General features: G+C 72.2%; 27 protein-coding genes. 11 read left to right on the forward strand and 16 right to left on the reverse strand.

The genetic code is table 11. From position 1 onward, the window contains the following. Positions 1-82: 82 nt before the first annotated feature. On the reverse strand, positions 83-481 hold the full coding sequence (locus tag MCM47_RS11025; RefSeq protein ID WP_238860868.1) for a helix-turn-helix domain-containing protein: 399 nt from the start codon (positions 479-481) through the stop codon (positions 83-85). A 96-nt stretch (positions 482-577) separates the two neighbouring features. Here MCM47_RS11025 and MCM47_RS11030 point away from each other — a divergent pair, with 96 nt between their 5' ends. Continuing rightward, on the forward strand, positions 578-1468 hold the full coding sequence (locus tag MCM47_RS11030; protein WP_238860870.1) for an NAD(P)-dependent oxidoreductase: 891 nt from the start codon (positions 578-580) through the stop codon (positions 1466-1468). Between the two features lie 47 nt (positions 1469-1515). On the opposite strand, the gene MCM47_RS11035 is transcribed toward MCM47_RS11030, so the two are convergent. Next, entirely contained in the window at positions 1516-2601 is a 1086-nt protein-coding gene (locus MCM47_RS11035) for an aldo/keto reductase (RefSeq protein WP_238860872.1), read from the reverse strand. 299 nt (positions 2602-2900) lie between these two features. Here MCM47_RS11035 and MCM47_RS11040 point away from each other — a divergent pair, with 299 nt between their 5' ends. The 4 genes from MCM47_RS11040 (at position 2901) to MCM47_RS11055 (ending at position 6380) form a co-directional block, all read left to right on the forward strand. Further along, positions 2901-3986 (forward strand): hypothetical protein, encoded by a 1086-nt coding sequence (locus MCM47_RS11040; protein ID WP_238860874.1) that lies wholly within the window; start codon positions 2901-2903, stop codon positions 3984-3986. A gap of 67 nt (positions 3987-4053) precedes the next feature. Then, the gene (locus MCM47_RS11045; protein ID WP_238860876.1) at positions 4054-4836 is read left to right on the forward strand and encodes a hypothetical protein; all 783 of its coding nucleotides are present in this window, start codon (positions 4054-4056) and stop codon (positions 4834-4836) included. A 49-nt stretch (positions 4837-4885) separates the two neighbouring features. Then, entirely contained in the window at positions 4886-5317 is a 432-nt protein-coding gene (locus MCM47_RS11050) for a hypothetical protein (protein ID WP_238860878.1), read from the forward strand. 139 nt (positions 5318-5456) lie between these two features. Then, complete coding sequence (locus MCM47_RS11055; protein WP_238860880.1) at positions 5457-6380, forward strand: trans-aconitate 2-methyltransferase; 924 nt, start codon at positions 5457-5459, stop codon at positions 6378-6380. A 14-nt stretch (positions 6381-6394) separates the two neighbouring features. On the opposite strand, the gene MCM47_RS42545 is transcribed toward MCM47_RS11055, so the two are convergent. From MCM47_RS42545 to MCM47_RS11070, 3 genes are all read right to left on the reverse strand, one after another. Continuing rightward, a complete protein-coding gene (locus MCM47_RS42545) occupies positions 6395-6817 on the reverse strand; it encodes a DUF6087 family protein (RefSeq protein ID WP_308222313.1) in 423 nt (140 codons plus the stop codon). Positions 6818-6902: 85 nt separating this feature from the next. After that, a complete protein-coding gene (locus MCM47_RS11065; RefSeq protein ID WP_238860882.1) occupies positions 6903-7223 on the reverse strand; it encodes a multidrug efflux SMR transporter in 321 nt (106 codons plus the stop codon). Between the two features lie 46 nt (positions 7224-7269). Then, positions 7270-7602 carry a multidrug efflux SMR transporter gene (locus tag MCM47_RS11070; RefSeq protein WP_238860884.1) on the reverse strand — a complete coding sequence of 111 codons (333 nt, stop codon included), beginning with the start codon at positions 7600-7602 and terminating at the stop codon, positions 7270-7272. A gap of 124 nt (positions 7603-7726) precedes the next feature. Between MCM47_RS11070 and MCM47_RS11075 the strand changes: the two genes are divergently transcribed. Beyond that, positions 7727-8179 carry a MarR family winged helix-turn-helix transcriptional regulator gene (locus MCM47_RS11075; RefSeq protein ID WP_374209110.1) on the forward strand — a complete coding sequence of 151 codons (453 nt, stop codon included), beginning with the start codon at positions 7727-7729 and terminating at the stop codon, positions 8177-8179. 23 nt (positions 8180-8202) lie between these two features. Beyond that, a complete protein-coding gene (cutA, locus tag MCM47_RS11080) occupies positions 8203-8535 on the forward strand; it encodes a divalent-cation tolerance protein CutA (protein WP_238860886.1) in 333 nt (110 codons plus the stop codon). 129 nt (positions 8536-8664) lie between these two features. Here the strand turns inward: cutA and metG are convergent, their stop codons facing one another. The 9 genes from metG to MCM47_RS11125 all read right to left on the reverse strand — a co-directional run bounded on the left by metG (position 8665) and on the right by MCM47_RS11125 (position 16436). After that, positions 8665-10395 carry a methionine--tRNA ligase gene (gene metG / locus MCM47_RS11085; protein WP_238860888.1) on the reverse strand — a complete coding sequence of 577 codons (1731 nt, stop codon included), beginning with the start codon at positions 10393-10395 and terminating at the stop codon, positions 8665-8667. A gap of 669 nt (positions 10396-11064) precedes the next feature. Continuing rightward, positions 11065-11307 carry a DUF397 domain-containing protein gene (locus MCM47_RS11090; RefSeq protein WP_238860890.1) on the reverse strand — a complete coding sequence of 81 codons (243 nt, stop codon included), beginning with the start codon at positions 11305-11307 and terminating at the stop codon, positions 11065-11067. 227 nt (positions 11308-11534) lie between these two features. Continuing rightward, positions 11535-11867, reverse strand: coding sequence for a hypothetical protein (locus MCM47_RS11095; RefSeq protein WP_238860893.1), 333 nt, complete (start codon positions 11865-11867; stop codon positions 11535-11537). A 98-nt stretch (positions 11868-11965) separates the two neighbouring features. After that, positions 11966-12817 (reverse strand): helix-turn-helix transcriptional regulator, encoded by an 852-nt coding sequence (locus MCM47_RS11100; RefSeq protein WP_238860895.1) that lies wholly within the window; start codon positions 12815-12817, stop codon positions 11966-11968. Further along, positions 12814-13326, reverse strand: a complete 513-nt coding sequence (locus MCM47_RS11105; protein ID WP_238860897.1) for a DUF6879 family protein — start codon at positions 13324-13326, stop codon at positions 12814-12816. The genes MCM47_RS11100 and MCM47_RS11105 overlap by 4 nt, the downstream gene beginning before the upstream one ends. After that, positions 13310-13501 (reverse strand): hypothetical protein, encoded by a 192-nt coding sequence (locus tag MCM47_RS11110; RefSeq protein WP_238860899.1) that lies wholly within the window; start codon positions 13499-13501, stop codon positions 13310-13312. The genes MCM47_RS11105 and MCM47_RS11110 overlap by 17 nt, the downstream gene beginning before the upstream one ends. Before the next feature lie 198 nt (positions 13502-13699). Then, positions 13700-13900, reverse strand: a complete 201-nt coding sequence (locus tag MCM47_RS11115) for a DUF397 domain-containing protein (protein ID WP_238860901.1) — start codon at positions 13898-13900, stop codon at positions 13700-13702. A gap of 518 nt (positions 13901-14418) precedes the next feature. Then, positions 14419-15021, reverse strand: coding sequence for a GNAT family N-acetyltransferase (locus MCM47_RS11120; protein WP_238860903.1), 603 nt, complete (start codon positions 15019-15021; stop codon positions 14419-14421). Positions 15022-15152: 131 nt separating this feature from the next. After that, on the reverse strand, positions 15153-16436 hold the full coding sequence (locus MCM47_RS11125) for an adenylosuccinate synthase (RefSeq protein WP_238860905.1): 1284 nt from the start codon (positions 16434-16436) through the stop codon (positions 15153-15155). Between the two features lie 126 nt (positions 16437-16562). Here MCM47_RS11125 and MCM47_RS11130 point away from each other — a divergent pair, with 126 nt between their 5' ends. From MCM47_RS11130 to purM, 3 genes are all read left to right on the forward strand, one after another. Further along, the gene (locus tag MCM47_RS11130) at positions 16563-17444 is read left to right on the forward strand and encodes an acylglycerol kinase family protein (protein ID WP_238860907.1); all 882 of its coding nucleotides are present in this window, start codon (positions 16563-16565) and stop codon (positions 17442-17444) included. Between the two features lie 270 nt (positions 17445-17714). Beyond that, positions 17715-19298 (forward strand): amidophosphoribosyltransferase, encoded by a 1584-nt coding sequence (gene purF / locus MCM47_RS11135; protein ID WP_238860910.1) that lies wholly within the window; start codon positions 17715-17717, stop codon positions 19296-19298. An 80-nt stretch (positions 19299-19378) separates the two neighbouring features. Next, positions 19379-20464, forward strand: coding sequence for a phosphoribosylformylglycinamidine cyclo-ligase (purM, locus tag MCM47_RS11140; protein WP_238860912.1), 1086 nt, complete (start codon positions 19379-19381; stop codon positions 20462-20464). A 254-nt stretch (positions 20465-20718) separates the two neighbouring features. Here the strand turns inward: purM and MCM47_RS11145 are convergent, their stop codons facing one another. Together MCM47_RS11145 and MCM47_RS11150 are read right to left on the reverse strand one after the other, a co-directional pair. Beyond that, the gene (locus MCM47_RS11145) at positions 20719-20976 is read right to left on the reverse strand and encodes a DUF3073 family protein (RefSeq protein ID WP_238860914.1); all 258 of its coding nucleotides are present in this window, start codon (positions 20974-20976) and stop codon (positions 20719-20721) included. A gap of 374 nt (positions 20977-21350) precedes the next feature. Then, positions 21351-22508, reverse strand: a complete 1158-nt coding sequence (locus MCM47_RS11150) for a Glu/Leu/Phe/Val dehydrogenase dimerization domain-containing protein (RefSeq protein ID WP_238860916.1) — start codon at positions 22506-22508, stop codon at positions 21351-21353. A 198-nt stretch (positions 22509-22706) separates the two neighbouring features. On the opposite strand from MCM47_RS11150, the gene MCM47_RS11155 reads away from it, so the two are divergent. Next, positions 22707-23648 carry a hypothetical protein gene (locus MCM47_RS11155; protein WP_255751979.1) on the forward strand — a complete coding sequence of 314 codons (942 nt, stop codon included), beginning with the start codon at positions 22707-22709 and terminating at the stop codon, positions 23646-23648. The last annotated feature ends 80 nt before the right edge of the window (positions 23649-23728 follow it).

Raw genomic sequence — 23728 nt, forward strand, 5'->3', positions numbered from 1 at the left:
CAACCTCGCGGTGGCGGCGATCGTGGCGGCCTCGATCGCCTGAGCCGGCTGGGCGCCGCCGGGACCGGCACGGACCGGCGCGCTACGCCTGCGTGTCCTGTGCCTGCGTGCCTCGTGCCTGCGTGCCCCGTGCCGCAGCAGGGTGCGCAGGCACGCCGCGTACGTGCGCGCGGCCCCAGGCGCCCAGCGGGGCCAGCGCCTCGTTGAGCCGCCGGCCCGCCTCCGTCAGCGTGTACTCCACGCGCGGCGGCACCTCGTCGTACGCCTCGCGGTGCACGATGCCGTCCGCCTCCAGTTCGCGCAGGTGGGCGGCGAGCACCTTCTCGGTGACGCCCGGGACCTGGCGCCGCAGCTCGCCGAAGCGGCACCCCGGGCGCTCCCCGAGCGCCCACAGGATCAGCACCTTCCACTTGCCGCCGATGACGTCCATCGCGGCGTCGATCCCGCAGACGTACGCACCCGGCCTCGGCACCGTCGCCATGCCCCACCCTCCCGACCTGCTCGCTCACCCCAGGGTAACCACCCACTCCGAAGTGCGTACTTGATGGCCGGTCGGGCCGCGGGGAGGCTGACCGGCATGGCAGAGAACACCGTTGACCCCGCTGCGAAGACCCCCGTCACCCTCCTCGGACTCGGCGCGATGGGCGCCGCCCTGGCCCGGACCTGGCTGGCCGCCGGGCACCCGCTGACCGTCTGGAACCGCACCCCCGCCCGGGCCGAGCCGCTCGCCGCCCTGGGCGCCACCGTCGCCGCGACGGCCGCCGAGGCGGTCGCGGCCGGCCGGCTGGTGGTGGTCTGCCTGCTCGACGACGCCTCCGTTGCGGAGGCCCTCGACGGCGCCGACCTGGCCGGCCGCGACGTGGTCAACCTGGTCCCCAGCACCCCCGCCCAGGCGCGGGCGCGGGCCGCGTGGGCCCGCGGGCGCGGCGCCCGCTACCTCGACGGCGGGATCATGGCCGTTCCGCCGATGATCGGCGTCCCGGCGGCGGGGCCGTACGTCTTCTACAGCGGCTCGTCCGAGCTGTTCGCCGAGCACCGCGAGACCCTGGCCGTCCCGGCCGCCACCACCTGGGTGGGCGAGGACCCGGGCTTCGCGGCGCTGTACGACGTGGCGCTGCTGAGCGCGATGTACGGGATGTTCGCCGGGGTCGCGCACGCCTTCGCGCTGATCGGGAAGGAGGAGGTCGCGCCGACCGAGCTGGCCCCGCTGTTGTCGTCCTGGCTCACCGCGATGTCCGGGTCGGTGGCGAAGACCGCCGAACAGCTGGAGAGCGGCGACTACACCAGCGGTGTGGTCTCCAACCTGGCCATGCAGGTGGCGGGCACGCCGACCTTCCTGCGCACCGCCGAGGAGCAGGGCGTCAGCGCCGAGCTGCTGGAGCCGTACTTCCGGCTGATGCGGCGCCGGCTCGCCGAGGGCAGCGGGGCGGAGGACCTCGTGGGCGTGGTCGACCTGCTCCGGCGGTAGTGGTCAGTAGTGCGGCGCAGCCGGGCGGTCCGGCCGTCCTCTTGGCGTCAGCCGGCCGCGGCCTCCCCGGCCACCGGGTCGCCGGCGGCGCGGTCGGTGACCGGGCGGCGGCGCAGGGCCGGGTCGGTCAGGGCGGGCGGCTGCCAGACGCCGTCCGGGTGGTAGACGTTGGTGCCGGGCGGGACGACGGCGTCGATGCGGTCGAGCACCGCGTCGTCGAGGACCAGGTCGGCGCCCGCGAGCGCGGCCGCCAGCTGCTCGGTGGTGCGCGGGCCGATGATCACCGAGGTGACGGCCGGGTGCGCCAGCGGGAAGGCGAGCGCCAGCTCGGGCAGGGTGCGGCCGAGGTCCTCGGCGATCGCGGTCAGCCCCTCGACCGCGTCCAGCTTGGCGGCCGTGCCGGGGAGCGCGGGGTCGAAGCGGGCCGGGTGGAGTGCGGCCCGGCCGGTGGCGAGGTCGATCGGGCGGTTCTTGCGGTAGCGGCCGGTCAGGAAGCCGGAGGCGAGCGGACTCCACGTCAGCGCGCCCATCCCGAGCCGCTGGACGACCGGCAGCACGTCCCGTTCGATGCCCCGGGCGAGCAACGAGTACGGCGGCTGCTCGGTGCGGAAGCGCGGCAGGCCGCGCTTCTCGGCGACGTGGTGGGCCTCGACGAGCTGCTCGGCGGGGAAGGTCGAGCAGCCGAAGGCGCGGATCTTGCCGGCCCGGACGAGGTCCCCGAGCACGCCGAGGGTCTCCTCGATGTCGGTGCGGTGGTCCGGCCGGTGCACCTGGTAGAGGTCGATCCGGTCGGTCCGCAGCCGCCGCAGGCTCTCCTCCACCTCCTGGACGATCCAGCGCCGGGAGTTGCCGCCGCGGTTGCGGCCCTCGCCCATCGGGAAGTGCACCTTGGTCGCGAGCACCACGTCGTCGCGGTTGCCGCGGCTCTGCAGCGCCTTGCCGACGATCTCCTCGGACTCGCCCGCCGAGTACATGTCGGCGGTGTCGACGAAGTTGATGCCCTGGTCGAGGGCGGTGTGGATGATCCGGGCACAGTCGTCGTGATCGGGGTTGCCGATCCTTCCGAACATCATGGTGCCGAGGCAGTAGGCGCTCACCTCGATACCGGTGCCGCCGAGGACGCGGTAGCGCATGGTTCAAGTCCCCCTTGTCAGGAATCTGCACGGTGGAGCCGGCGCCGGGCCCCGGGAGTCGGGGTGCCGGGAGTCCGGGTCCGGAGTCCGCCGGTGCCGGCCCCGTCGCAACGGGCCGCCGCCGCTGCCGGTGCCCGCGCGGGGCGGGCCCCCCGCCGTCCGGTGGCTCCGACGATAGGAGCTGGAGTGCGCTCCAACGCAAGGGGATTCGGGAGGGGCGGTGCCGTCCCCCTGCAGGGGGAGCCGTTTCCCCTCCCCGGGGGAGGGCGCCGGCGGGCGGACGGTGCGAGCTTGGGCGCATGACGGCGATCGAGGTGCGGACGGCGGAGCCGGGCGGCACGACCGGGCGGACGAGGTGGACCGGGTGGACCGGCAGCGGCACGGGCGCGGCCGTGTGGGGTGCCGGGTACGCGGTCTTCGGCGCGGTCTGCGCGGTGGCCGGGACACCGCTGTTCGGCACCGACCGCCTGGGGTGGGCGGTCGCGGCGGTGGGTGCGGCCGCGGTGGCGGCCGGGGCGGTCGCGTCCCGCTCGGCCCGCACCGCCCCGGCGTACCGCCGGATGCTGCGACCGGTTCTGCGGACGCTCTGCGTCCTGGCCGGTGCGGCGGCCTTCGGCCTGCTGATGGACGTGATCACGCTGCTCTTCAACCAGGCCGTGGACAGCGCTTCCGGCGCTGCCCTGCACGCCCTGTCGGCGCTCGGCGCCCTGCTGCTGGCGGCCACCGCGCACTCGGTCCGCGCCGACGGCACGGCCGCCGTGGCCTCCGCCGGCGCGGCCGACCGCTCCGGCCGGCCGCAGCCGTCAGCGGCCTCCGGCCCGGTCCAACTGGCTGCACTGGCGGGGAGCCTGGCCTTCGTCCCCTACACCGGGATGAAGCTGACCTGGGCGTTCGGCGGCACCTTCGCGGGTGTGAGCGGCGCCGAGGTGCGGGCCGCGGCCGAACGCAACGGCGCCTCCGGCCTCTGGCTCACCCTGGAGTCCTGGGGCGTGGACGCCACCGCCCTGCTGGCGGCGCTCGGCGTCTTCCTGCTCTGGGGCCTGGTCCGGCCGTGGGGCCAGGTCTTCCCGCGCTGGACCCTGCCCCTGCACGGGCGCCGCGTCCCCCGCTGGCTCCCGCTCACCCCTGCCCTGATCGGCGCCGCCACCCTCGCCCCGTACGGCCTCGTCGGCATCGGCTACGCGGCGCTGGGCACCACCGGGCTGGTGACGGTCCCCCTCGGCGACTTCCCGACCGAGGCCGACGTCCTGCTGGTCTGCTGGCTGGGCCTCGGCGCCTTCGCCGTCTACGGCGTCGCCCTGGCCGCCGCCGCCCGCTCCTACTGGCACCGCACCGCCCCCACCCCGCGCACCGCCCCCACCCCGCGCACCGCCCCCACCCCTTGAGCCCACCCCCGGCCGTGCCTAGGATCGCGGAGCGGCCAGTGGGGTGGGGCGAGGGCGAGGGGCGCGGGTGACGGCTACTCAGCGGATGCGGATCGTCGACGGCACACTGAAGTTCTTCGCGTTCGTCTTCGGTTCCGGGGCGTTCGTCTTCAGCACCCTGGCCGGCTCCAACAGCGGGCGGCAGGTGGAGTTCATCCTCTACGGCATCGCCACCACCGGTCTCACCGTGCTGGTCGGATCGGTGGAGGCGCGGCGCGCGCGGACGGTGCACGGGCAGGTCGAGGCGCTGGCCCGGGAGACGTCCCGCGGTCTGAACGAGCTGGTCACGGCGCTCGCTCCGGGAGCCACCTTCACCGCCAACATCAGCGGCATCCTGGCCGCTTCGGGGGATCCGAGCGCCGAGCGCGGGCGGCTCGACCAGGCAGTCGCGGCGGCCGCCGCGCGGATCCATCACTCCTGCCGCGGGGCCTACTACTCGTGGGACCCGGCGACCACGACCTTCACCTGCCGCGGGCGCTCCCTCGACTCGGCGTCGCCCGTGGAGCGGATCGGCCCCGGTGACTTCGGCATCGGCGCCTTGCGCAAGGTCGTCACCACCGGCCGGGTGTTCCGCCGCACCGGCACGAAGTCCTACCTCCGGGGCAACGTCCCCGGCACTCCGGCCGACGACGCGGTGGTGATCGTCCGGGTGCAGGCGGGGAACGTGCCACTCGGCGTTCTCGCCGTGGACGCGAAGGCGGATTCCTGGAGCGACGCCTTCAGTGAACCGGACCAGCAGGAGTTCAGCGATCAGAACGTCCGGCAACTGCTGGTGCTGGCCGATCTGCTCGCCGGTGGGTTGGCCCGCTGAACCCCGACAGCACAGGGAGCCGGCGACGCCGGATCCGGAGGAGGAGCGCGTGAGCAGTGGCTACAACGCGGTGCCCGGCGGGCCTCGGCGGCGGGGCTTCCGTCGGCGGGCGGTCCGGGTGGAGCGGGACTGGGAGGAGGGCGACATCGAGCCCTACTTCTTCGATCCGGGAGAGTTCACCGGGAGCGGCGGCGAGGGGGACGCGGCCGCGCAGATCGAGGAGATCCACCGGGGCCTGCCGGGCAGCAGGCTCGGGCTTTCATACGCAGTCCTCGGCTCGGCCGCACTCGCGTTGCTGCTCTGGCTGTACTCCCACACCGTGTGGGCCTTCGCACCGGCCGGACTGGCGGTTCTGGCGACGGGGGTGCTGGTCTGGTTCCACGTGACGGACCGGGCCGACCGGGGTCGGCGCCGGGCGGCGCTCCTGGGTCGCCGTCATCGGGAGGGCCCCCCGATCGAGTCCGAGTTCCGGGAGCGCTGAGGCCCCCGGCGCGGTGCTCCGACGCGTGCCGCTTTGCGGAAGTGGCAACTCTGCTTGCCGCCCGCGTGAGGGCAGGCGCAGCCTGGCGGTGGAGGTGGCCGGTAGAGGCGGCACCCCACCCACCGCGAGGGAGGACGGCATGACCGACGAGCAGCGCGAGGGCCACGGCCACGGGCAGGCCCAGGGACACATCCACGCCCACACCTGCGGCCGTCGGGCGTCCGGCGCCGAGCCGGACTGGGACGCCCTCGCCGCCTACCTGGAACGCGAGGGCGAGCTGCACGCTCCCGCGTTCACCGGGGCCGCGGGGTGGCTGCGCGAGCTGCGGGGCGGCGCCGCGGTCGAGCGGGTGCTGGACGTCGGCAGCGGCCCGGGTGTGGTCGCGGGCCTGCTGGCCGAGACCTTCCCGAGGGCCGAGGTGGTCGCGGTGGACCGCTCGGCCGCCCTGCTGGAGCGCGCCCGGACCCGCTCGTCCGGTCGGGTCGCCACGCAGCAGGCCGACCTTCCGACCGAGTTCGGTCTGCTCGGTGCGGCCGACCTGATCTGGTCCTCGCAGGCCGTCCACCACCTGGGCGACCAGCAGGCCGCGTTGACCGCGCTGGCCGGCTCGCTGCGCCCCGGCGGTCTGCTGGCCGTTGCCGAACGCGGGCTGCCGCTGCGGTTCCTGCCGCGGGACATCGGCCTCGGCCGCCCCGGCCTGCAGGCCCGGTTGGACGCGGCCCACGAGGACGCGTTCAGCCTGATGCGCGCCGAACTCCCGGACACCACAGCGGTGGTGGAGGACTGGCCGGCCATGCTGGCCGAGGCCGGACTGGTCCCCGCCGGCAGCCGGACGTTCCTGGCCGAGTGGCCGGCCCCGCTCGACCGGCGGGCCCGCGAGCACCTGCACGGGCACCTGGTCCGGCGGCGCGACCAGCTCGCCGGGCAGCTGGACGCGGAGGACCTCGCGACGCTGGACGCGCTGCTCGACCCCGACGCGCCCGCCGGCGTTCTGGCGCGTCCGGACGCCTTCTTCCTGGTCGCGGTCACGGTGCACACCGCCCGTGCGGGCGAGGCGTCCTGACCGCCCGTGATTCCTCAGCAGTCCGGCTTGCGGTGCCGGCCGGCACCCTGGCGCGGGACCGGCACCGCGGTGGCAGCGCCCTGGGGCAGCCCGCCCGCGGTGCCCGTCCGGGCGTCGGCGCCGGTCCGGGCGTCGGTGTCCGCCCCGGGGGCTCTGTCGCCCTCGGCGTCGCCCTCGGTGCCGGCCCCGGTGTCGGCTCCGGCGTCGGCTCCGGAGCGGGTGATCTGCGCGTACGCCGCCGCGTAGTTCGCCGCGACGCCGACCGGCCGCCACAGGTAGCCGTCCCACTCGACCACCAGCCGCGGTACGTCGAGGTGGACGTGCGCCCCGCGGCGCGGCCCGGTGGCGAGCGTGATCGCGTCCCGGGTGCCGGGCGCGCGCCGACGGCCCGCCCGCCGTGCGTACCATTCGGCCAGGGGCTCGTCCTCGGCGCTCACCGCCACCTCCCTCACGTCGGCCCCGCCAGTCTTGCCGACGGGGGAGGGCGGGTCGAGTCCACGATCGAGTGAAACCGACGCCAGGTCAGAGGCCGGACGCCAGCTTGAGGGTGATGGCGCCGGCGATGATCGAGGCGAACGAGAGCAGCTTGGGCGGCGTGATCCGCTCCTTGTAGATCAGGGCGCCGAAGAGCACGGTGCCGATCGAGCCGAGCCCGGTCCAGATCGTGTAACCGACGCTGACGTCCAGCGTCCGCAGCGCGAGGCTGAGCGTGAAGATGCCGCCGGCGGCCGCGAGCAGCGTGAGGACGGACGGCCAGAGCTTGGTGAAGCCCTGCGTGGCGTTGGTGCCGAGGGCGAAGGCGATCTCGAAGACGACGGCGATCGCGAGGAAGATCCAGGCCATGGTGGCGTGCTCCTTGGTGGAGTGGGGCGTCGGGTGACGGGGAAGGTCAGGCGCTCGCGCCGAGTCGGTCGGAGAGCTTCAGCCCGAGCACCCCGCCGATGATGAGGACGAAGGCGGCGACCTTCCCGGCGTTCATCGACTCGTCGAAGATCACGGTGCCGAGCACGACGGTGCCGACCGAGCCGATCCCCGTCCACACCGTGTAGCCGACGCCGACGTCGAGGGTCTTCAGGGCGAGGCTCAGGAAGAAGATCCCGCCCGCGGCGGCCCCGGCGGTCAGCAGGGACGGGCCCAGCTCCGTGAAGCCGTGCGTGGCGTTGGTGGCGAGGGCGAAGACCACCTCGAAGACCGAGGCGATGAGCAGGTGGATCCAGGCCATGGAGCGAAACCCCCCGGGTTCACTGGCTTTGCATGCATGTATGTGCAAATTGATTCGAGCTGGGCAAGAGCATGCATGTACAAGTAACCTGTGTCAACCGCCCCAGCCGTCAGGAGCCGCCCCGATGCCCACGGAACCCATCCCCACCAGCGGTGATTCGGACGCCAGGATGTGGAGCAGGCTGACCGCGCTGCACGCCCGGGTGGAGAGCCGGCTGGCCGCCGCGCTGCAGCGCCGGCACGGTCTCGGGCTCTCGGAGTACCGCGCCCTCGGCCTGCTCGCCGAGGCACCCGGGGGCGAGCTGCGGATGCAGGACCTCGCCGCCGGCCTCGGCCTCAACCAGAGCTCCGTCACCCGCCTGGTCGCCCGCCTGCACGCGGCCGACTTCACCTACCGGGACTCGTGCCCCGACGACAAGCGCGGCGTGTACACCGTCATCACCGAGCCCGGCCGCGCCCGCCGCCAGGAGGCCCGCGCCACCTACGAGGAGACCCTCGGCACGGCCCTGGACGAGGCGGCCGCCGCCGCCCCCGACCTCGCCCCGCTGCTCGACACCGCGCGCCGCTCCCTCGGCTGACCGGCGCGCGGTACGGTCGCGGCATGCCGGCAACCACCCGTGACGTCGTCGTGGTGACCACCACCCACGAAACCGAGGACAAGGCGCGCGCCCTCGCCGCGGCCGCCGTCCGCGAGCGCCTGGCCGCCTGCGCGCAGGTCCACCCGATCCGCTCGCTCTACTGGTGGGACGGCGAGGTGCAGGAGGGCGCCGAGTGGCGCGTGGACCTCAAGACGCGGGCCGACCTCGCCGACCGGCTCACCGCCTTCATCGGCGCGCACCACGACTACGACACCCCGGAGGTCGTGGTCGTCCCGGTGACCGCCGGCAGCCCGGCCTACCTCGAGTGGGTGGCCGCGGAGACCACCGCGGACTGATCGACCGGAACGGCCCGGCCTCCCCGCTCTCGTGCACAGCGGGGAGGCCGGGCCGTTCCCGGGTCCTGCTCGGCCCCGTCCGGGCCGACGCGCGCCGACTCCGCCGTCGACGCGCGGTCTGCTCTCCGCCTACTCGCCGCCGCCGAAGCGGGCGGTCCAGGCGGCCAGGTCCTCGTCGGTGATCTTCGCGAAGAGCACCGGCGGCACGGTGAAGGCCGTCCCGGCCGGGACCGCGTCCAGCGCGCGGGCCTCGTCCGCGCTCACCCAGCGCCGGGTCCGCGCCGGGGCGTCCCCGGGGAGCGCGAACGCGTCGCGCATCGCGCCGGCCGCGGTCGGGATGAACGGCTCGGAGACCACCGCGTAGAGGTGGATCAGGTTCATCGCCGTGCGCAGGGTCAGTGCGGCCGCCTCCGGGTCCGTCTTCACCTGCTTCCAGGGCGCCTTCTCGTCCAGGTACGCGTTGCCCGCGCTCCACAGCGTGCGCAGGCTCTGCGCGGCCTTGCGGAAGTTCAGCGCGTCCAGCTGGGCCTCGTACTCGGCCAGCAGCTCGGCGATCTGCGCGCCCAGCCGCTCCTCGGCCTCACCCGCGGCGTCCCCGGCCGGGACGTCGTCGCCGAACCGCTTGCGGCTGAACGAGAGCACCCGGTTGACGAAGTTGCCGAGCGTGTCGGCGAGGTCCTTGTTGACGACGGAGGCGAAGAGGTCCCAGGTGAAGCTGGAGTCGTCCGACTCGGGGGCGTGCGCCATCAGGAAGTAGCGCCAGTAGTCGGCCGGCAGCAGCTCCAGCGCGACGTCGGTGAAGATGCCCCGCTTCTGGCTGGTGGAGAACTTCCCGCCGTAGTACGTCAGCCAGTTGAAGGCCTTGACGTAGTCGACCTTCTTCCACGGCCGGCGCGAGCCCAGGATGGTCGCCGGGAACATCACCGTGTGGAACGGGACGTTGTCCTTGGCCATGAACTCGGTGTAGCGGACGGTCTCGTCGGCCTCGTACCACCAGGACTTCCAGTCCCGCACCTCGCCGGCCGGCGCCGCGTCCGCCCACTCCTTGGTGGCGCCGATGTACTCGATCGGGGCGTCGAACCAGACGTAGAAGACCTTGCCCTCGGCTGCCAGCTCCGGCCACACGTCGGCCGGCACCGGCACTCCCCACTCCAGGTCGCGGGTGATCGCGCGGTCCTGCAGGCCCTCGGTCAGCCACTTGCGGGCGATCGAGGAGGCGAGCACCGGCCAGTGGTCGCCGTGCGCCGCGACCCAGGCCTCGACCTGCTCGGTCAGCTTCGACTGGAGCAGGAACAGGTGCTTGGTCTCGCGGACCTCGAGCTCCGAACTGCCGCTGATCGCCGAGCGCGGCTCCAGCAGGTCCGTCGGGTCGAGCACACGGGTGCAGTTCTCGCACTGGTCGCCGCGCGCCTTGTCGTAGCCGCAGTGCGGGCAGGTGCCGACGATGTAGCGGTCCGGCAGGAAGCGGCCGTCGGTGATCGAGTACACCTGGCGGATCGCCCGCTCCTCGATGAAGCCGTTGGCGTGCAGCTCGCGGGCGATCTCCTGGGTGATCTCCCGGTTCTGCGGCGACGAGCTGCGTCCGAAGTAGTCGAACGAGAGCCGGAAGCCGTCGTAGACCGCCTTCTGCTGGTCGTGCGCCTGCGCGCAGAACTCCGCCACCGGCAGCCCGGCCTCCTGCGCGGCCAGCTCGGCCGGCGTGCCGTGCTCGTCGGTGGCACAGATGTAGAGCACCTCGTGCCCCCGCTGGCGCAGGTAGCGGGAGTAGACGTCCGCGGGGAGCATGGACCCGACCATGTTGCCCAGGTGCTTGATCCCGTTGATGTACGGAAGGGCGCTGGTGATCAGGTGCCGAGCCATCCTCGGATGCTCCAATTTCTCCTGCACGCACCCCTACCCGGAGTGCCGTGACAGGCGCAGGGTCTGGGGGCCGCAACGGGAGCCCGGCACACGCGCCGACTCCCGGGCTGCCTCACAGAGCGGAAGTCCACTGTGGGCAGCCCCGAGTCTATCGAGGCCGCGGACCGTGCTCCCGCCCATTTCGCGTCTCGGACACCGGGAGCGGTGAGGACACCTTTTCGACCGGGCACCGAAGCCTGGGCCAGGCCCTACTGGGACAGGCGATCACGTAGTGCCCCGACCACCGGCTGTCGGACACCCAGCGGGCCCAGACGAGATCGTCGCCGTGGCACAGCCGCTCCTCCGCGAGCCGCCGCCGCTGCTCGGTCGGGCACCACGGGTCCCCGCCGGGCGTGTGGCTCTCGTAGCGGGCCGCCAGCCAGGCGGTGGCCTGCGCCGCGTTCGTCCACGTGCCCCGGACCTGTGTCGAGGGGCGGAGCAGCCACCAGCCGGTCATCATAGGCGGCAGCTCCGAGGCCCTGAACCCGCCGCCCTCCACTGGCCGCCGCTCGGCCTCCCGCGCCAGCAGCCGTCCGTCACCGGCCCACTCGTACCCGTGGAAGTGCACGTCGTTCCTCCTTGCGGGGCCCGGGCCGTCCGCGCCAACCGCGGACGGCCCGGGCGGACGAGCTACGCCGAGAGGCCGAAACGCGCCGGGTCGATACCGGCCGCGTCCAGCTCGTCGGCCGTGAAGAGCAGCGGCCGGACATCGGGTCGCTTGCTGTCCCCGAGAGCGAAGACACCGGGGGCGTCGGGCACGGCGCCGAGCGTCACGCACGACTCGCCGTCGTCCCCGCCGCCCTGGTTGCCGCCGCAGGCGCGCTTGAACTCAACGGTGGTGAGGTCGAGCTCATGGAGGTTGAAGTGATCCATCGCGTGCACCTCTCTGGTGATTCGGGGCGCAACAGGCCCCGCCCCGGCCCGTGTGTTCGGGCGGGGAGAAATTGGAAGGAGGAGGAGCGACGGCTACCCGCGGGCGGACTACCGCTCGAAGAACCTGCCGGGCGCGTCACCCGGCGGCACGAGATCGGAGACGCGGACGACTCGCTCCCGCCCTCCCCTCAACGGCCGGACGTAGAGCCCGAATCGGCGAATCGCCATCACCTCGACCGCGTTCCCGGTCGCGCGCTCGAAGACCCGCTGACCGACTCTCGGGTCCTACCCCTCAGCCACGGCCAGCCACGGCGGACACCATCACTCAGCCGCCGCACGAGTTCGCCGGACGGGACGCGTCGCTGCGGCCCGTCCGGCGTGAAGAGCGGATGCACGATCGCCATCCCGTCGCTCTCACTGACCAGTTCGACCATCAGGCCGGTGGTGAGGTCGAACCGGATCGGATTGTTCTCGATCAGGGAAAGAAGCTCCGCAATGGTCCGGCGACGCCCCGGCGCGAGGCTCGGATCGGCCGGTTCGATGGAATCCGGAACGGACATGGCGGGCTCCCGCGTCTCTCGGCGTTGTTGGGTGAGACACCAGGCTATTTTCCGGAAAGGGTCGATTCCACGATTATTCGCGTAGCTGCATGGATTCGCTACGCGCAGCCCCGGAAGTCCTCGGACCACTGTGTGATCAGGTTCCTGGCGTCGTCTCCGAACACCGACTCGCCCGAGAAGTAGTCAAACAGGTCCCGATAGTGATCCATATCCTTGGGGTCGCGCAGTACGAGCCGCCCGGTGAACAGTTCGATGGTCACCAGCTTGGTGCCGTAGACAGTAAAGGTGTGAAACGGGGCGTCAGCCACCTGAGCCGAGAGCGGCAGGATTCCCATCGTGACATTGGGGAATCGCGAAACGGAGACCAGCCTGTCCAGCTGCACAGCCATGATCGCCGGATCGCAGAGCTTCCAGCGGACGGCGGACTCGGTCAGCAGGAAGTCGAACCGCTTGCTCCGGTCGTACAGGACGGACTGCCGCTCCAGCTTGAGCGCGATCGCCTGGGAGACGTCACAGTCCGCAGGGTCGACCGGAGGGCTCATGGCCGTGCGCATGTACTCGGGTGTCTGGAGTAGCCCGGAGAGCATCGCGGGAAGGAAGTAGCGGATGTGCTTGGCGCCGGCTTCGAGCGCCCCTAGTTCGCGTTGGCGAAGGTGTAGTCCGCGGCGGACGGAGGCGCGCACGTCCTCGTACTCGGCGTTGGCGATGCTCGCCAGCGCAAGGAGCTCTCGCGCCAACTCCTCGTCGACGCCCAGCCCGTCCAGTATCTGCTGGACGTCGACGACGGACGGCAGCGTCTTCCCGGTCTCGATCCGGGAGACCTTGCTCTGACTCATGCCGCAGCGGACGGCCAGGCGCTCACCGGACAGCCCAGAGGCGCGCCGGAGATCCTTGAGCGCTGCTGCGAGGTCTCGGCGCTGCTCTCCGGCCCTGCCGGGGTCGTGGGTCAATCTGAGCTGTACTCCAGGAACGGCACCGACATGGAGATCGCGAGGTCGCGCCAGCGCCGGTATTGCTTCAGGTCCGGGTTGGCCAGGAGTTCTCTACCGACCTGTGCCCCGTCGGGCCGGTACTGCATGTCGACCACGCTGACGCCGTCGAACATCCAGAAGTCCTGATCGGGTAGGCCGGGATTCTGCCGGTCGGTGAGGTCGAGAATCCTGATCTCCTCGCCGGCCGCGACGTTGAACGCGTACGCCGCGAATTCATAGCGCAGATAGTCCGACAGGGGCCGAGTGAGAACGCGGACGCGGCTGATGGTCCGGCCGGTTTCGCGGAAGTGTCGCACCCGGGTCAGCCACGGGTCGTCATCGGGGATGTGGAGTTCTCCCGTGGTCAGGAACTCCCGGTACTCCTCGTCCTCGTCCGGCATGGCGTAAAAGCTCCGGGTCTCCAACCGGAATGCCTCGTGCCCGAACGAGTCGAAGAACGTGCGCCAGGCGTCACCAGCCAAGAGCACGGAACGCCTCCCGGAGCACGCTTTCGGGGATCTCCACGACGGCCTCGCCGTCGGGCGTCCGATGATCCACGGTGTACCCCTGGACGGCAATGGTGCCCCGGTCCGTGGTGTAGACGGTCGGGCAGTCGTCATTGCGGCAGTCCGGGTCGCCGCCCGCGACCCTCGTCAGCTCCACTGCTCCTCCTCCACCTTCGATGCGGATTCGTGATGAGGACACTAGGGAGGCACCAGCGGAGGAGCAAGGATCATGCACGTTCCCGCATGGACTCGCGGTCCCATGGCTGGTCCTGCAGCGCCTCGACTCGGCCTGAACGCCGGGTTCCGTCTCCCGGCGGCCCCTTGCGAGGAGCAAGGGGCCGCCGGAACGATTCGGCTAGAGGTCGACGAAGTGGTCGAATTCGCCGGCCTGGACTCCCTGGACCCAGAGGGCGAACTTCTTCTGGGTCGTGACGACGATGGTGTCGGGATCATCGGACTCGCGGATCTCGATCATGCCGTCGGCGCGGACGCGGACCTCTATCGAGTTGCCACCGTCCTGCGTGCTGGTGCTCGACTTCTGCCACTGCTTGGACATCGCTACGTCTCCAATTCCAGTCCGTGCTTGCGCTCGACCTCTTCCCGCCAACCACCCCGCAAGTCGTGGGGGTGCTCCGCCGGTTCCTGCGGGACATGCTCGGATCCGTCGGGCGCGACCATGACGCGCCCTGCCTCATCCTCTCCGAGCTCGTCACGAACGCTCTCGTGCACCGGGGGAGGCGCCCCCGCAGTCGTGCTCGAACTCCGCGACGGCAGGCTCTACATCACGGTCTCGGACGCCTCCCCCGTCCCCGTCGTCCGCCGGGCCCCGGGCGACGCACGAACCGGCGGCCGGGGACTTGACCTCCTGGACGCGCCTGCCGATGAATGCTGTGTGGAACTCATCGGGTCGTATTTCAAGGCAGTCCGGGCCATTTCGGCGGTCAGTGTCTGATGGCCGTCCTGCTGCTGGCCGGGTTGTTCGTCTCCCTGCTCTTCATGGGCTGGCTGGCCTGGGTGGTCAACTCCCAGCCCCGGGCGAGACGCTCGTCCACCCCGGGGGAGAAGTAGGCACGGTCACCCGGCGGCCAGGCGCCCGGTCAGCCGCTCGCGCGCGGCCGGCCACTCGTCCCGCAGCATCGAGAAGTACGCGGTGTCGCGCCAGACGCCGTTCGCCCGCAGCTTCTCCCGCCGGTGGGTGCCCTCGTACTGCGCGCCGAGCCGCTGGATCGCGTTGCGGGAACGGTCGTTGAGCGCGTCCGTCTTCCACATCACCCGCCCCATGCCCAGCTCGTCGAAGGCGTACGCGAGCAGCAGCAGCTTGGACTCGGTGTTCACCGCCGTCCGCCAGACCGACCGGGCGTACCAGGTGCCGCCGATCTCGACCAGCTCGTCGACGGCGCTGAAGTCGTAGAACCCGGTGATGCCCACGGCGCGCCCGCTCGCGAGGTCGATCACCGCGAACTTCACGGCCGTCCCCGCCTCCACCTCCGCGAGCCGGATGTCGAGGATCGCGCCCAGCTCCTCCTCGGAGGCCGGCGGGAGGAACGGGATCCAGCGCCAGACGTCCGGGTCCGGGCCGACCGAGGCCCAGAGGTCGGCGAGGTGGTCACGGCTCAGCGGCTCCAGCCGCACGTGTCGGCCGGTCAGGGTCACCGAGGCAGGCAGCTTCGCAGTCATGATCCCGAAGGTAGCGCCACTCTGCACTAGATGCAATGGATATCTGCACTAGTGCAAAATCGTCAGGCCGAGAAAGAGGCCCTGCGGGACGCGACGTCCCGCAGGGCCTCCGAAACCGCGGAGCCTCAGGCTCAGATGAACGAGTTGATCTGGATCGTCTCGTCACGGCCCGGGCCGACGCCGATCGCCGAGATCGGAGCGCCGGACATCTCCTCCAGCGCCTTCACGTACGCCTGGGCGTTCTTCGGCAGCTCGGCGAAGGTCTTCGCCTTGCTGATGTCCTCGTTCCAGCCCGGCAGCGTCTCGTAGACCGGCTTGGCGTGGTGGAAGTCCGACTGGTTGTACGGCAGTTCCTCGACCCGGCGGCCGTCGATCTCGTACGCGACGCAGACCGGGATCTGCTCCCAGCCGGTCAGCACGTCGAGCTTGGTGAGGAAGAAGTCGGTCAGGCCGTTGACCCGGGTCGCGTAGCGCGCGATCACCGCGTCGAACCAGCCGCAGCGGCGGTCACGGCCGGTGGTGACGCCGCGCTCGCCGCCGATCCGGCGCAGCGCCTCGCCGTCCTCGTCCAGCAGCTCGGTCGGGAACGGGCCCGAACCGACGCGGGTGGTGTACGCCTTCAGGATGCCGATGACGCGGTCGATCTTGGTCGGGCCGATGCCGGCGCCGGTGCAGGCGCCGCCCGCGGTCGGGTTGCTGGAGGTGACGAAGGGGTACGTGCCGTGGTCGACGTCCAGCAGGGTGCCCTGGCCGCCCTCCAGCAGGACGACCTTGCCGGCCTTCAGCGCCTCGTCCAGCACCAGCGTGGTGTCGGCCAGGAAGGGCTTGATCTTCTCCGCGTAGCCGAGGTACTCCTCCAGCACCAGCTCGGCCGGGATGGCGCGGCGGTTGTAGAGCTTGACCAGCAGCTGGTTCTTGTCGTGGAGCGCGGCCTCGATCTTCTGCTGCAGGATCGACTCGTCGAAGAGGTCCTGCACGCGGATGCCGACGCGGTTGATCTTGTCGGCGTAGGTCGGGCCGATGCCGCGGCCGGTGGTGCCGATCCGGCGCTTGCCGAGGAAGCGCTCGGTGACCTTGTCCAGGGTGCGGTGGTACGGCGTGATCAGGTGGGCGTTGCCCGAGATCAGCAGCTTGGAGGTGTCGATGCCGCGCTCGTTGAGACCGTTGAGCTCGGAGAGCAGCACGCCCGGGTCGATGACGACGCCGTTGCCGATCACCGGCGTCACATTCGGGCTGAGGATGCCGGAAGGCAGCAGGTGCAGGGCATACTTCTGGTCGCCGATGACCACCGTGTGACCGGCGTTGTTGCCACCCTGGTAGCGGACGACGTAGTCGACGGAGCCACCGAGGAGGTCGGTCGCCTTCCCCTTGCCCTCGTCCCCCCACTGAGCGCCAACGAGCACGAGTGCCGGCACAGGCGTACACCCCTTCCGGTTGGGGCATCCTGCGTAGGCCGCAGTCTGCCCCGAGATAGACGAAGCCCCTGGCGCAATAGCGCAAGGGGCTCTTGCACCGAGAGATTACCTGAGGAAGGACCGGTCGTGTCGTCCCTGTCCACGCCTGCAACCGGCGGCCCCGAGCCGCTCCTGCTGCTCCTCGACCCGGCGGCCCGGCAGACCGACGGCGAGTCGGTGCGGATCGCGAAGGACGTCCTCTGCGGAGGGGCGGACGTCAAGGTGGCCTATCCCGAGACCCCGTCCGAGCTCGACCGGGTCCTTTCGCACCGGGGGCGGCGGCGACCGGTCGTGATCGGTTCCGACCTCGCACTGCAGCGGGTGCTCCAGGCCCTGTACCGGCAGCGTGAGCTGGGCGCGGATCCGGTGGGCGTGGTTCCGGTCGGCCGGGCAGGCGAGCTGACGGCGGCCCGCGCACTGGGCGTGCCGGGGGCCCCGGTGGCGGCGGCGCGGGCGGTGCTCTCCGGCGTGCCGCGCAAGCTGGACCTGCTGGTGGACGACGGGGGCGGCGTGGCGCTCGGCGGCGTGCGGATCGCAGGCGGCGGCGTGCGCCGGGCGGTGGGCCGCACGAGTGGTTGGCGTTCGCTATGGGCGAAACTGGCTGCGGCCGAGCAGGGGACCCCACTCACGTCCGCGGCCCGGGACGGGGAGGAGCCGGACCTCGGCGGCGGGCGGGCCGACCACAGCGCCCGACTCCGGGTGGAGGCGGACGGCAGGCTGCTCGCCGACGTCCATCGCCCGGTGCGGGTGGTTCAGGTGACCCTGCCGTCCGGCGACGGGGCCGGCGCCGGCGTGATGGAGATCGTCGTCCGCACGCCGGGCGCCCTGGTGCGCGCCCGGGCGGCGACCGTCTCGGTGGCCGGGCGCGGGTTCGGCTACGAGGTGGACGGCCACCCCGTGGGCCCGGTGCGGGCGCGCACCTGGACGGTCCACCCGAGCGCCTGGGGCCTGCTGCTCCCGGCGGCGTAGCCCGGGCGCGAGGCGGGAGGGCCGGTCCGCCCCGGGTGAGCAGGCTCACGTTGGCCGAACGCCCGGCGAACGCCGGGCGAAGCGCCGTCCGCACACGGAACTCCCCAACAAGCGCGAACCACAAGGCCAAGCGCCCCTCCGCCGAATTCCGGCGTGCTGAAACCGGGCCGCGGTAAGGGGTTTTGTCTACGCGCGTTGCCGGGTGATCGCCCGACAAACCCGGCCGCCCGGGTTCCGGAAGCCTGTGCCAACTGCCCTAGACTCGAAGGCGTGCCACGTGGTGACGGAAGACTCAACCACGATCTTCTTCCCGGCGAGAAAGGCCCCCAGGACGCTTGTGGCGTCTTCGGTGTCTGGGCTCCCGGCGAGGAGGTCGCCAAGCTCACGTTCTTCGGCCTTTACGCCCTGCAGCACCGCGGTCAGGAATCCGCGGGCATCGCAGTGAGCAACGGCTCCCAGATTCTCGTCTTCAAGGACATGGGCCTCGTCTCCCAGGTCTTCGACGAGGCCTCGCTGGGGTCGTTGCACGGGCATATCGCCGTCGGACACGCCCGCTACTCGACCACCGGTTCCTCGGTCTGGGAGAACGCCCAGCCGACCTTCCGGGCGACCGTTCACGGTTCGCTGGCCCTCGGCCACAACGGAAACCTGGTGAACACCGCCGAACTGGCGGCGATGGTCGCCGAACTCCCCGGCGAGGAGCACGTCTCCCGCTCGGGCCGGACGGCCGCGACCAACGACACCGACCTGGTGACCGCCCTGCTCGCAGGCCACCCGGACCTCTCCATCGAGGAGACGGCCAAGGTGGTCCTGCCCAAGGTCAAGGGCGCGTTCTCGCTGGTCTTCATGGACGAGCACACGCTCTACGCCGCCCGTGACCCGCAGGGCATCCGCCCGCTGGTGCTGGGCCGGCTGGAGCGCGGCTGGGTGGTCGCCTCCGAGACGGCGGCGCTGGACATCTGCGGCGCCTCGTTCATCCGCGAGGTCGAGCCCGGCGAGCTCATCGCCATCGACGAGAACGGCATCCGCACCTCCCGGTTCGCCGAGGCCAAGCCCAAGGGCTGCGTCTTCGAGTACGTCTACCTGGCCCGCCCCGACACCTCGATCGCCGGCCGCAACGTGCACCTCTCCCGCGTGGAGATGGGCCGTCGCCTGGCGAAGGAGGCCCCGGTCGAGGCCGACCTGGTGATAGCGACCCCCGAGTCCGGCACCCCCGCCGCGATCGGCTACGCCGAGGCCAGCGGCATCCCGTACGGCTCCGGCCTGGTGAAGAACGCCTACGTGGGCCGCACCTTCATCCAGCCCAGCCAGACCATCCGCCAGCTCGGCATCCGGCTCAAGCTCAACCCGCTGCGCGAGGTCATCGAGGGCAAGCGCCTGGTGGTCGTGGACGACTCGATCGTCCGCGGCAACACCCAGCGGGCGCTGGTCCGGATGCTGCGCGAGGCCGGCGCCGCCGAGGTCCACATCCGGATCTCCTCGCCGCCGGTGAAGTGGCCCTGCTTCTTCGGCATCGACTTCGCCACCCGCGCGGAGCTGATCGCCAACGGCATGACGGTCGAGGAGATCGGCCGCACGCTGGGCGCGGACTCGCTCGCCTACATCTCGATCGACGGCATGATCGAGGCCACCAAGCAGCCGAAGGACCGGCTCTGCCGGGCGTGCTTCGACGGTGAGTACCCGATGGAGCTGCCGGACCCGGCGCTGCTCGGCAAGCTCCTGCTGGAGGCCGAGATCAAGGGCGGCCAGCAGCCGCCGGCCGTCCGCGGCAAGCCGACCAGCGGCAGTGACCTGGACGGCGTCCAGTCGCTGCTCGGCGGAGCGGGCGCGGCAGACGCCCTGCGCCGCCCGTAGTACCTCTCGGTGGGGTCCCGGAACCCGGGGCCCCACCGCCGTTCCAAGCCCCCACCTCGACCCGAAAGGGCCGCACCGCAGTGACCACGAACCAGAACGGCGCCACCTACGCCGCCGCCGGCGTCGACATCGAGGCGGGCGACCGCGCCGTCGAGCTGATGAAGCAGTGGGTGAAGAAGGCCAACCGCCCCGAGGTGGTCGGCGGCCTCGGCGGCTTCGCCGGGCTCTTCGACGCGTCCGCCTTCAAGCGCTACGAGCGGCCGCTGCTGGCCTCGGCCACCGACGGTGTGGGGACCAAGGTCGCCATCGCCGCCGCCATGGACAAGCACGACACGATCGGCCACGACCTGGTCGGCATGGTCGTCGACGACCTGGTGGTGTGCGGTGCCGAGCCGCTGTTCATGACCGACTACATCTGCGTCGGCAAGGTCGTCCCGGAGCGGGTCGCCTCGATCGTCAAGGGCATCGCCGAGGGCTGCGCCCTGGCCGGCTGCGCCCTGGTCGGCGGCGAGACCGCCGAACACCCGGGCCTGCTCGGGCCGGACGAGTACGACGTCGCGGGCGCCGGCACCGGCGTGGTCGAGGCGGACGCCCTGCTCGGGGCGGACCGCGTCCGCGCCGGCGACGTGGTGATCGCGATGGCCGCCTCCGGCCTGCACTCCAACGGCTACTCGCTGGTGCGCCACGTGCTGCTGAACGAGGCCGGCTGGAAGCTGGACCGCAAGGTCGAGGACTTCGGCCGCACCCTCGGCGAGGAGCTGCTGGAGCCGACCCGGATCTACTCGCTGGACTGCCTGGCGCTGACCCGCGCCACCGAGGTCCACGCCTTCTCGCACGTCACCGGCGGCGGCCTGGCGGCCAACCTGGCCCGGGTCATCCCGGACGGCCTGCACGCCCGCCTGGACCGCGGCACCTGGACCCCGCTGCCGGTCTTCCAGACCGTGGCCGAGGTCGGCAAGGTGGCCACCCTGGAGATCGAGAAGACGCTGAACATGGGCGTCGGCATGGTCGCGGTCGTGCCGCCGCACTCGGTGGACGTCGTGCTGTCGATCCTGGAGGACCGCGGCGTCGAGGCGTGGCTGCTGGGCGACATCGTCGAGCGCACGGACGAGCACGACGGCGGTGCGGCGCTCTACAACGCCTACGAGGGCTTCACGGCCGGCTGAGCCGATCCTGCACCGACCGGGCTGGCCGGCCTGACCGCCGTCGCTGGTCAGACCGGCGGGACGACCAGGGGCCTCCCCGCAGCTGCTGCGGGGAGGCCCTTGCGCGTGTCCGAGGCGTTCGTTCGCCGCCGGCGGGCGGGTGCTCGTCCGCCGGGCACGCCACGGAGGGTCACGTCCGGGGCCGGCCGCGCGCGGGAACGCCGAAAACCGGCCCGGCGCCCAGGGCGCCCGGACCGGTCAGGCCAGACTGGTGACTACGCGCGACGGCGGGCCTGGGAGGGCCCGGTGTCCGAATCCGCTTCGTCGTCCTCGTCGACGTCGCCGTAGCGAGCCGCGTATTCCGCGTACGGGTCGTCGTCCTCTTCCTCTTCGATCGGCTCCGGCTCGATCGAAGCGGTAGCGGGCGATACGCCCAGCTCGTTGGACAGACGGTTAGCGTCGAAGCCGCCGCTGTTGTACTTCAGCTGGCGGGCGACCTTCGTCTGCTTGGCCTTGGCCCGGCCGCGCCCCATGGGTCGACCCCCTCAACGGCGGGGCTCACGGCCCCGAGTCTGACACGTGTTCATGTTCAGGATCGGCCTGCCCTAAGTGGAGAAGCCGTCCCTTGGAGCATTAACGGTACCTGTTTCCGCCGCCGGACGGTACGTCGTCGGTGTGACGTGGCGCGCACCGACAGCACCCAAGACCGGGTCTTCCCAGGTCACGAGAGGTTTTGCGGCAGTTTGCACGCTGTCCGGAGGTATCTGAGGTCCGTCGTTCCCGGATCGATTATCCCCCCAAGGGGGACCTCGGATCACCCGATCGGCCGCAGAAGTGAGAATCCGGTTCCACATTGTGATGCGCGGGGGACGAGCGTCCCCCGCGCATCACGGTCGGGCCGGCCGGATCAGGCGCGGCGGGCGCCCGGCAGGAGCACCGAGCGGAGCGCGCTGATCTCACGCATCCGCTTCTCGGCCAGGCGGTCGGCGGCGACGGCCGGCGGGACGCCGTCGGTGGCGGCCCGGGTGAAGATCTCCAGCGTGGTGTCGAAGATCTTCGTGGCCTTGTTCTTGGCCCGCTCGAAGTTGAAGCCCTCGATCTCGTCGGCGACCTGGATCACGCCGCCGGAGTTCACCAGGTAGTCCGGCGCGTAGAGGATGCCGCGGTCGGCGAGGTCCTTCTCGACGCCCGGGTGGGCCAGCTGGTTGTTGGCCGCACCGCAGACCACGGAGGTGCCGAACTCGCCGAGCGCGGCCACCGAGGCGTCGGTGAGGGCGCCGCCGAGGGCACAGGGGGCGTAGACGTCCAGCTTGGCCTGGAGCAGGGCGGCGGTGTCGCCGACGACCTCCACCTCCGGGTGGGCGGCGCGCACGCGGTTGACCGCGGTCTCCGAGACGTCGGTGATGACGACGGTGGCGCCGTCCGCGACCAGGTGGCCGACCAGGTAGTGGCCGACCTTGCCGACGCCGGCCACGCCGACCCGCTTGCCGCGCAGGGTGGGCTGGCCCCAGCGGGCCTGGGCGCTGGCGCGCATGCCCTGGAAGACGCCGAAGGCGGTCAGGATGGAGGAGTCGCCGGCACCGCCGTGCTCGGGGGAGCGGCCCGTGACGAACTGGGTCTCGCGGGCGACCACGTCCATGTCCTGGACGTAGGTGCCGACGTCGCAGGCGGTGATGTAGCGGCCGCGCAGGGACTCGACGAAGCGCCCGTAGGCGCGCAGCATCGCCTCGTTCTTGTCCTTGTTGGGGTCGCCGATGATGACGGCCTTGCCGCCGCCGAGGTCGAGCCCGGCCAGCGCGTTCTTGTAGGACATGCCGCGCGACAGGTTCAGCGCGTCCTCCAGCGCCGCCTCCTCGGAGGCGTACGGGAAGAAGCGGGTGCCGCCGAGGGCGGGGCCCAGCGCGGTCGAGTGGATGGCGATGATCGCCTTGAGCCCGGAGCTGCGGTCGTGGCAGAGCACGACCTGCTCGTGGCCGTCGCCGGGGGCGCCGTCCTGCTCGGTGCGGAAGATCCTGCTGAGCACGCCGGGTGCGGGGTGCGTCGCGGAGGTCTGTACGTCGGTCACTGTGGTGACTCCAGCATTCGAGGCCCGCTGCTGTGGTGCGGGCGCCTAAGGCGAAGAGTAGTCGCGGGGGCGCCCGCGATCTGCCCCCTTGTCCGAGCTCGAGCCACTTGTCCGAGTGCTGAGACTCGGGGGCGCGGAGTGCGTCCGCGAACGGCTCGCGGCCGGAGCCCTCCCGGCAGGCGGCCGGTGCGTGCGACGATGCAGCACGTGACCGTCGTACGCACCTCCGTGCAGCCGCCCTACGCCGCCCACCTGCGGGTCTACGAGCCGCTGGCCGCGTACCCGGAGGCCGAGCGGGCGCGTTGGCAGGCCTACGTGGCCGAGCACGGCCCGGACGCGGCGGAGGCGGGCCGCCCGGTCGCCGCGGCGGCACTGGAGGAGCAGCGGACGGCACTGGCGGAGCTGGTGGGCCGCACGCCCCGGCCGCTGCCGGAGCGGGAGAGCGAGCGGGCCTTCGTCCGGGCACTGGACGGCGTGCTGTACGTCTGCCCGTGGGCGACCAGGCTGCGCAGCTGGCAGGCGCTGGAGGAGCTGGCGGGGGCCGCCCCGGTGGCGCTGGTGGACACGGCGCTGCCGCCCGCCTCCCGGGCTGCCGCGGAGGCGGACCGGGACCGCTGGCGGGCGGAGCACCCGGACGCGCGGCCGTGGATCCTGACCAGCCGGTGGGAGGTGCCGGTCCGCTGGTTCCTGCCGTTCGGGGAGGAGGACCGCTGCTTCGTGCCGGCCGGGGGGCCCGGCGGGGAGGCGGCCGGGGCCGCCGCGGCCCCGGCCGCCGCAGGAGGGGGGAAGGGGGAGGGGCCGGCGCTCTTCTACCTGACGCCGATGGCACAGGCCCGCCGGCGGGTGGCCCGGGCGTACCGGGCGTTGCGCGAGGCCGTGCCGGAGGGGGATCTGGTGCGCGGCGCGGAGCAGGTCGGGCGGTGGCTGGAGGAGTTCCACCCGCGCTCGCTGGTGGAGCTGGACTACGGGGGGCTGGTTCACCTGCTGGGGCCGGAGCGACTGCTGGCGGACCGTTCGGCGGGGGAGCTGGAGGACGGGCTGCGCGCGCTGCGGGAGGGGGACGCGGCGGAGGCGCTGCGGGCCTACGAGGAGCTGACGGTCCGCTGGCGGCGGGTGCTGGCCCTGCGGTACGCGAACTGAGCGGTTCTCCGGGGCCCGGACGGCGGCCCGCGCGGCGGCCCGCGCGGTGGCCCTGAGCGGGCGTCACCGCGGGCCCGGCG

Origin of the sequence: Kitasatospora sp. A2-31, assembly GCF_022288725.1 — a bacterium.
In the GTDB taxonomy this organism is placed as follows: Bacteria; Actinomycetota; Actinomycetes; order Streptomycetales; family Streptomycetaceae; genus Kitasatospora.

Excerpts from the sequence above, each read along its gene's own strand:
- MCM47_RS11025 (WP_238860868.1), bottom strand. The coding sequence starts at position 481 with ATGGCGACGGTGCCGAGGCCGGGTGCGTACGTCTGCGGGATCGACGCC.
- MCM47_RS11030 (WP_238860870.1), top strand. The coding sequence starts at position 578 with ATGGCAGAGAACACCGTTGACCCCGCTGCGAAGACCCCCGTCACCCTC.
- MCM47_RS11035 (WP_238860872.1), bottom strand. The coding sequence starts at position 2,601 with ATGCGCTACCGCGTCCTCGGCGGCACCGGTATCGAGGTGAGCGCCTAC.
- MCM47_RS11040 (WP_238860874.1), top strand. The coding sequence starts at position 2,901 with ATGACGGCGATCGAGGTGCGGACGGCGGAGCCGGGCGGCACGACCGGG.
- MCM47_RS11055 (WP_238860880.1), top strand. The coding sequence starts at position 5,457 with ATGACCGACGAGCAGCGCGAGGGCCACGGCCACGGGCAGGCCCAGGGA.
- MCM47_RS11065 (WP_238860882.1), bottom strand. The coding sequence starts at position 7,223 with ATGGCCTGGATCTTCCTCGCGATCGCCGTCGTCTTCGAGATCGCCTTC.
- MCM47_RS11070 (WP_238860884.1), bottom strand. The coding sequence starts at position 7,602 with ATGGCCTGGATCCACCTGCTCATCGCCTCGGTCTTCGAGGTGGTCTTC.
- MCM47_RS11075 (WP_374209110.1), top strand. The coding sequence starts at position 7,727 with ATGCCCACGGAACCCATCCCCACCAGCGGTGATTCGGACGCCAGGATG.
- cutA (WP_238860886.1), top strand. The coding sequence starts at position 8,203 with ATGCCGGCAACCACCCGTGACGTCGTCGTGGTGACCACCACCCACGAA.
- metG (WP_238860888.1), bottom strand. The coding sequence starts at position 10,395 with ATGGCTCGGCACCTGATCACCAGCGCCCTTCCGTACATCAACGGGATC.
- MCM47_RS11090 (WP_238860890.1), bottom strand. The coding sequence starts at position 11,307 with ATGGATCACTTCAACCTCCATGAGCTCGACCTCACCACCGTTGAGTTC.
- MCM47_RS11095 (WP_238860893.1), bottom strand. The coding sequence starts at position 11,867 with ATGTCCGTTCCGGATTCCATCGAACCGGCCGATCCGAGCCTCGCGCCG.
- MCM47_RS11115 (WP_238860901.1), bottom strand. The coding sequence starts at position 13,900 with ATGTCCAAGCAGTGGCAGAAGTCGAGCACCAGCACGCAGGACGGTGGC.
- MCM47_RS11120 (WP_238860903.1), bottom strand. The coding sequence starts at position 15,021 with ATGACTGCGAAGCTGCCTGCCTCGGTGACCCTGACCGGCCGACACGTG.
- MCM47_RS11145 (WP_238860914.1), bottom strand. The coding sequence starts at position 20,976 with ATGGGGCGCGGCCGGGCCAAGGCCAAGCAGACGAAGGTCGCCCGCCAG.
- MCM47_RS11155 (WP_255751979.1), top strand. The coding sequence starts at position 22,707 with ATGCAGCACGTGACCGTCGTACGCACCTCCGTGCAGCCGCCCTACGCC.